Source organism: Micromonospora sp. NPDC002411, assembly GCF_053592955.1.
On the sequence record NZ_JBSFBM010000385.1, the window covers coordinates 1 to 5797 of the forward strand.

The window sequence follows — 5797 nt, forward strand, 5'->3', positions numbered from 1 at the left end:
GACCTGCTCGGGTGCCATGTAGAGGGCGGTGCCGACGACCTGGTTCGTGCCGGTCAGGCTCGCCGCCTCCTGCGTCACCGCCACACCGAAGTCGACGAGCACGACGTGCCCGTCCGGCTCGATGATGAGGTTGCTGGGCTTGACGTCCCGGTGCACGACGCCGGCGTCGTGTGCGGCCTGGAGCGCACCGGCGGTCTGCGCGGCGATCGACATCGTCTCGGCGACGCCCAGCCGGCCGACCTCGGCGATCCGCTCCGACAGGGGTTGCCCCTGCACACATTCCATGACGATGTACGCGAGGACCGGCGCGTCGGGCCCGGACACCTCACCGTAGTCGTAGACCTGGGCGACACCGGGGTGACGCAGCGCCGCCATCGCCCGGGCCTCGCGGCGGAACCGCTCGCCGAAGCCCGGGTCGGTAACCAACCGGGGTTGCAGCATCTTGACCGCGACGCAGCGGTCCAGGGTTTCGTCGACCGCCCGCCAGACGTCACCCATCCCACCGCTGGCGATGCTCTCGACCAGACGGTAACGGTCTCCGACGACTTGCCCCACAATCGGCATGACGCTTTCGGTACCCCGGTCTCCCCGATCTCAAGCACCGCGACGCCACGTCGGGTCCGAGGTCCCGGGTCGCGGCGGACCGTCGCGGCCGGTCAAACGGTGATGACGACCTTGGCCCGCGCGTGCTCGCCCTCCAGGTAGCGCATCGCCAGGGGCACCTCGTGGAGGGGATAGTTCCGGTCGATGATCGGGGTGAGGCGGCCGGTTTCGGCGTGGGCGCGGAGCGTGTCGAGGTGGTGCCGGCCGGGAACGGCCGTGAGGACGACGATGCGGTGCCGGACGAACGGCGCCAGCAGCCGTCCGCGCGCGATCAGGCCGATCGGTCCGAGGAGGCTGCCTCCGCGGTACACGCCCCCGCCGGACAGCACCAGCGTCCCGGTCGGGGTCAGCACTCGTCGGAGCGCCCGCAGCGAGCGGTTGCCGACCAGGTCGAACACCACGTCGTAGCGGCGGGTGTCGCGGGCGAAGTCGTCACGGGTGTAGTCGACGACGTACTCGGCGCCGAGGGAACGGACCAGGTCGACGTTGCGGGTGCTGCACACGGCGGTCACTGTCGCGCCGAGCACCGTGGCCAACTGGACCGCGAGAGTGCCGACGCCGCCGGAGGCACCGTTGACCAGAACCCGGTGGCCGGGCCCGACCCGCCCGGCGTCCAGACCCATGAGCGCGGTGACGCCGGCCAACGGCAGGGCGGCGGCCTGCTGCGGGGTCAGGTTCGCCGGCTTCGCCGCGACCAGGTTCTCGGGCACACACACGTACTCCGCGAACGCGCCGTTGGCGTCACCGAGGTCACCGAAGACGGCATCGCCCGGGCGGACCTGTCGAACCTGCGCGCCGACGGCCTCGACCCGGCCGGCGAAATCGCGGCCGCGGATGCGCGCTCGGGGCCGGGACCGCCCCAGCGCCAGGCGTGCCATCCGTGGGTCACCCCGCATGGCATGCCAGTCGTACGCGTTGAGCGCGGCTGCCTCCACCCGTACGAACACCTCGTCGGGGGCGGGCACCGGCGTGTCCACGTCCGCGAGCGTGAGCGTTTCGGGTGGGCCGTACCGGTCCTGCACGATCGCCTTCATGGCTTCACCCCTCCTTGGTGTACGGCGTACACCTGCTGCCACAAAGGCTAGGTGTACGCCGTACACCCGTCAAGAGGTTTAGGGTTCGGTTGTCCACCGGACGACGAGGAGCGAGATGGCCGAGCAGGCGGAGACGCTGCACCGCACCCCGCTGAGCAGGGAACGGGTCCTCCGCGCCGCCGTCGCGCTCGCCGACGAGGCCGGTATCGAATCCCTCAGCATGCGTAACCTCGCGCAGGACCTGGGCGTCGTGCCGATGGCCCTCTACAAGCACGTGGCCAACAAGGACGAACTGCTCGACGGCATGATCGACGTGGTCGTCGGCGAGATCCGGGCGCCCGAGCCCGGCACCGACTGGAAGCGCGCGGTCCGCGGACGCATCCTCTCGGCGCGGGAGGTGCTTCAGCGCCACCCCTGGGCGCCACTGGCGATCGAGTCGCGGAACATGGCGACACCGGCCATCCTGGCCTACCTCGACTCCACGATCGGGACGTTCCGGGCCGGCGGCTTCACCGTCGACCTCACCCACCACGTGATGCACGCGATGGGCAGTCGGATCCTCGGCTTCAGTCAGGAACTCTTCGACGCCGACCGCCGCGCCGGCCGAAGCGGCAGGGCCGACACGGACCCGCCGACGGCCCTACCCCCGGAGATCGCGGCCAGGTTCCCGCACGTCGCGGAGATCGCGATGGCGGCGTCACATGACGACGAGTCCGTCCTCGGGCAGGGCTGCGACGATCAGTTCGAGTTCGAGTTCGCCTTGGACCTGCTCCTCGACGGCATCGAGCGGCTGCACCGACACGGCTGGGCGTCCGCACGCCGACCTGGCTGAGACGTCCGCGGACCACGAGGGCCTGATCCAGCGACGAGTCGGCCCCGCCGCTTACGACGGGGCCGACTCGACAGGTCGCGGGACCGGTCAGCTGTTGAGCGTGGCGAGCAGGGCGGTGGCCATGCCCTGTTCACCCCGGGCGTTGGGGTGGAACGGCGCGGCCGCGTTCTGCGGCACCAGGCCCTCGACCCACCGGGTGCCGCTGCTCTTGCACGCGTCCCGACCGATCGACGGCGTGTAGACGTCGGAGTAGGTGGCGCCGTTCGCACTCGCGACGCTCGCCAACATCGCGTTCAGCGACTTCTCGACGCCGCGCAGGTACGGCACGTCCTGGTAGGCGATCGGGACGACCGGCCAGCAGCCGTACCCGGTGTCCGGCAGGATCGCCGGGTACCCCAGCACCACGACCCGCGCGCTCGGCGCGGCCCGGCGAACCGCCTGGAGCACGGCGGTCACCTTCGGCGTCGCGGCGACGATCCTCGCCTGCAACTGGTCGACGCCTCCGGCCGTGTAGCGGTTCTTGCACGGCGACCCGAGCGGGCTGCTGAGACTCGCTTCGGCGCAGTCGCCGATGATGCCGGAGAAGCCGATGTCGTTGCCGCCGATCTGCACCGTCACCAGCGCCGTGTTCGACGTGACCGCGTTGAGCTGCGGCGGCAGCGCGGTGCCCAACTGACCGCTGCCACCGGAGAGGATGTCGTCAGTGGTGGCCCCGGAGCAACTCACGTCGGCGAACGACGACGAGCCGGCGGCCGCGGCCACGAGCGACGGGTAGTTGCGGCTGGACCGTAGGCAGTTCAGGTCGGTCTGGCTGGGGATCAGCGGGCCCGCGGTGTACGAGTCGCCCAGCGCGACGTAGCGGCCGGTGGGCACGGCCGCGCTGGCGGGGGTGGCGACGGTGAGCAGCACACCGGCGGCGGCTAGGCCTAGTGCGGCCAGCCTGGTGGCTGCCCGCAGGAGGGGCAGGCGAGGACGGGTCATGGCGCCTCCCAAGGAGGGATCACGGGGGGTGGTGGTGCCGAAGATCCTGTCCCCGCCAACGCCGCACGTCAATATAGATAGCCCTCACTAAATAGAGCTCCGGGGTGTGGACCGGACCGGTGGCGCTCAGCTCAACGGCGCGTACCACTGGGCGCCGGTGACCCTGATCCGCTTGGACTGCTTGCGGTTCCACTCCACCCGCATGCCGTGCTTGCGCAGCACCGGGAACGCGACCTCGTCCATCAGTCGTTCCAGGTCGGCCTGGTAGCCGGCCTGCTGCTCGGCCTCCGACAGACGGCCGTAGGCGGCCTCGTCGAAGTCGGCCGGAGGATAGACGCCGTAGCCGAGGTAGACCTCGCCCTCCTCGCTGGCGAGCAGCGACTCGGTGTCCTGCTGGTGGAACCAGAGGAACCCGCGCCAGTGCCGGGAGTCGTCGCGCTCGTCGTCGATCTCGGCGCTCGCGCAGGTGCCACAGCAGCTGAAGTTCGCCCGGGCCAGCACCCCCAACCCGTTGAGCTCGGCGAAGGCCCGGGTGATGTTGGCAGTCACCTCACCCCACTGCCGTTGCTGCGCCCGCCGAGCGGCCAACGCCTTCCCGTGCGCTGCCCTGAGCTCGTCGTCGGTGGCGCCGCAGCGCTCCTCGTCGTCGTCGAAGAAGTCGACGAAATCGTCCGCGTCATCCTCACCGCGCACGATCCAGGCCCACAGCTCGTCCTCGATCGCGCTCCGCCCCGGCTCGGGGATGCGATCGGTCAGGAACCGGGCGCCCTCGGGGCGATCGTTGTACGTCCATTCGGTCACGAGCGAATCTTCACACGGGCGTACGACGGGCCTGGGCGCCCCGGAAGGCCGGCGTCCTAGTTCCCGCCGGGCACCTGGTCCTTGACGTCGTCGTAGCCGGCCGGGGCGGGGGCCGCAGCCGGCGCGTAGATCACGCGGAGCACACCCGTCGGGAAGGACTCCGTCGCCAGCACGCGCAGGTGGTAGGCCGAATCGCCCTCGTCGAACAGCTTGCGGCCCTTGCGCGCCGCGACCGGGTGCACCAGCAGCCGCAGCTCGTCGACCAACCCCGCGGCGAGCAGCTGCTGCACCACGGAGATCGACCCGGGGATGAGGATGCCGCGCACGTCGGCATCGGCCTTCAGCGCGGCGACGGCGTCGACGAGATCCCCCTGGATCAGCTCCGAGCTACGCCAGGAGAACTCCAGCGGCTGGCGCGAGACGACGACCTTGCGCATGTCCCCGAGCTGCTTGGCGAACGGCGCATCCTCGCCACCCGCGGCCTCCCGACCGGGCCAGGCGCCGGCGAAACTGTCGTACGTCTCGCGGCCGATCAGCAGCACGTCGGCGGTCTCGTAGTCCTCGGTGACGGCGCGGCCCATGTTCTCGTCGAAGTACGGGAAGTGCCAGTCAGGATCGATTTCGGCCACGCCGTCGGCCGAGATGAACAGCGTGGAGATGACCTTTGCCATCGCGGGGGTCCCTTCGAATCGGGTGATGTCGGTAGGTCGACCGGCGCATCGTCCCAAACTCGTCAGCCACCGGCTGCCCCGATGACGCGTGTCGCATCAGGTCTTTGTCAGCCGGACGTCACGGGAGCGAGCCAGTGCCACGTTTCGAGAAGCTTGAGCTGCCCGAGCCCATTCATCCGCTCGACGACGTCATCGTCGCTGCGGACGTATCCGGCGGACGCAGCAACCCGCTCCGAGGGCAGATTGCCGTGCACGATGCTCAGCCGCAGTCGGGTGAAGCCGAGCTCTTCGTGGCAGAACCTCGTGATCAACCGCAGGGAACGCGACGCCATGCCTCGGCCGCGGTGCTGCGGGCCGATGGCGTACCCCAGCACCCCGCTCGCCATGTGAAGTGCGACGAGGCCGAGCGGCTGCCCGCCGTCCCGCGTCACGGCCAGGTCGACGATGCCCTGGACACGGCGCCGCCGGATTCTGACCAGAAAGGCGTCAGCGTCGAACGGAGAAGGAATATCGGTGTTCGCGGCGATATCCGGCGCGTCGAAGAGGCCCGGCATGTGTGGCAGATCGGCGTCGAGCCAGTCTCGCAGCACAATCCCCTCCCCTTTCAGCACGAGAGGGGAGGCGGTTGGATCGACCGCCGACGACATTGTCGAATCACTGCTCACACAACATCCTTGCACGGATCTCGCCGCCGGCCTCGGCTCTGCAACCGACCGGGCCCTGGTCGCGAGGCGAGGACCCTGCGCGGTCGGGGGATCGCCTGCACTCGGCGTGGTGCGGGCGGGCTCGGCGTGACGCCGAGCCCGCCCGATTCCGGTCGGTGGGCCGGTGTTGAAAAGTGTAAGAGTTTCAGGGTGACCACAGCCGGCCGGGAC

7 protein-coding genes are annotated in these 5797 nt (G+C 70.2%); 1 reads left to right on the forward strand and 6 read right to left on the reverse strand.

Features of this window, described 5'->3' with window-relative positions; translation table 11 throughout:
• Together ACWCO3_RS30270 and ACWCO3_RS30275 are read right to left on the reverse strand one after the other, a co-directional pair.
• A partial coding sequence (locus ACWCO3_RS30270; RefSeq protein ID WP_450013288.1) for a serine/threonine-protein kinase occupies positions 1 to 564 on the reverse strand: 564 nt, incomplete at its 3' end.
• A gap of 92 nt (positions 565 to 656) precedes the next feature.
• Positions 657 to 1637: an NAD(P)-dependent alcohol dehydrogenase gene (locus ACWCO3_RS30275; protein WP_357933161.1), complete on the reverse strand. Its 981-nt coding sequence runs from the start codon at positions 1635 to 1637 to the stop codon at positions 657 to 659.
• Between the two features lie 115 nt (positions 1638 to 1752).
• Between ACWCO3_RS30275 and ACWCO3_RS30280 the strand changes: the two genes are divergently transcribed.
• Positions 1753 to 2469 (forward strand): TetR/AcrR family transcriptional regulator, encoded by a 717-nt coding sequence (locus ACWCO3_RS30280; protein WP_145783036.1) that lies wholly within the window; start codon positions 1753 to 1755, stop codon positions 2467 to 2469.
• A gap of 87 nt (positions 2470 to 2556) precedes the next feature.
• Here the strand turns inward: ACWCO3_RS30280 and ACWCO3_RS30285 are convergent, their stop codons facing one another.
• From ACWCO3_RS30285 to ACWCO3_RS30300, 4 genes are all read right to left on the reverse strand, one after another.
• On the reverse strand, positions 2557 to 3450 hold the full coding sequence (locus ACWCO3_RS30285; RefSeq protein ID WP_145783038.1) for an SGNH/GDSL hydrolase family protein: 894 nt from the start codon (positions 3448 to 3450) through the stop codon (positions 2557 to 2559).
• A 126-nt stretch (positions 3451 to 3576) separates the two neighbouring features.
• Positions 3577 to 4251 carry a DUF6891 domain-containing protein gene (locus ACWCO3_RS30290; protein WP_358166574.1) on the reverse strand — a complete coding sequence of 225 codons (675 nt, stop codon included), beginning with the start codon at positions 4249 to 4251 and terminating at the stop codon, positions 3577 to 3579.
• Between the two features lie 56 nt (positions 4252 to 4307).
• Entirely contained in the window at positions 4308 to 4922 is a 615-nt protein-coding gene (locus ACWCO3_RS30295; protein ID WP_145783042.1) for a dihydrofolate reductase family protein, read from the reverse strand.
• A gap of 107 nt (positions 4923 to 5029) precedes the next feature.
• Positions 5030 to 5587 (reverse strand): GNAT family N-acetyltransferase, encoded by a 558-nt coding sequence (locus ACWCO3_RS30300; protein WP_450013292.1) that lies wholly within the window; start codon positions 5585 to 5587, stop codon positions 5030 to 5032.
• Positions 5588 to 5797: the final 210 nt, after the last annotated feature.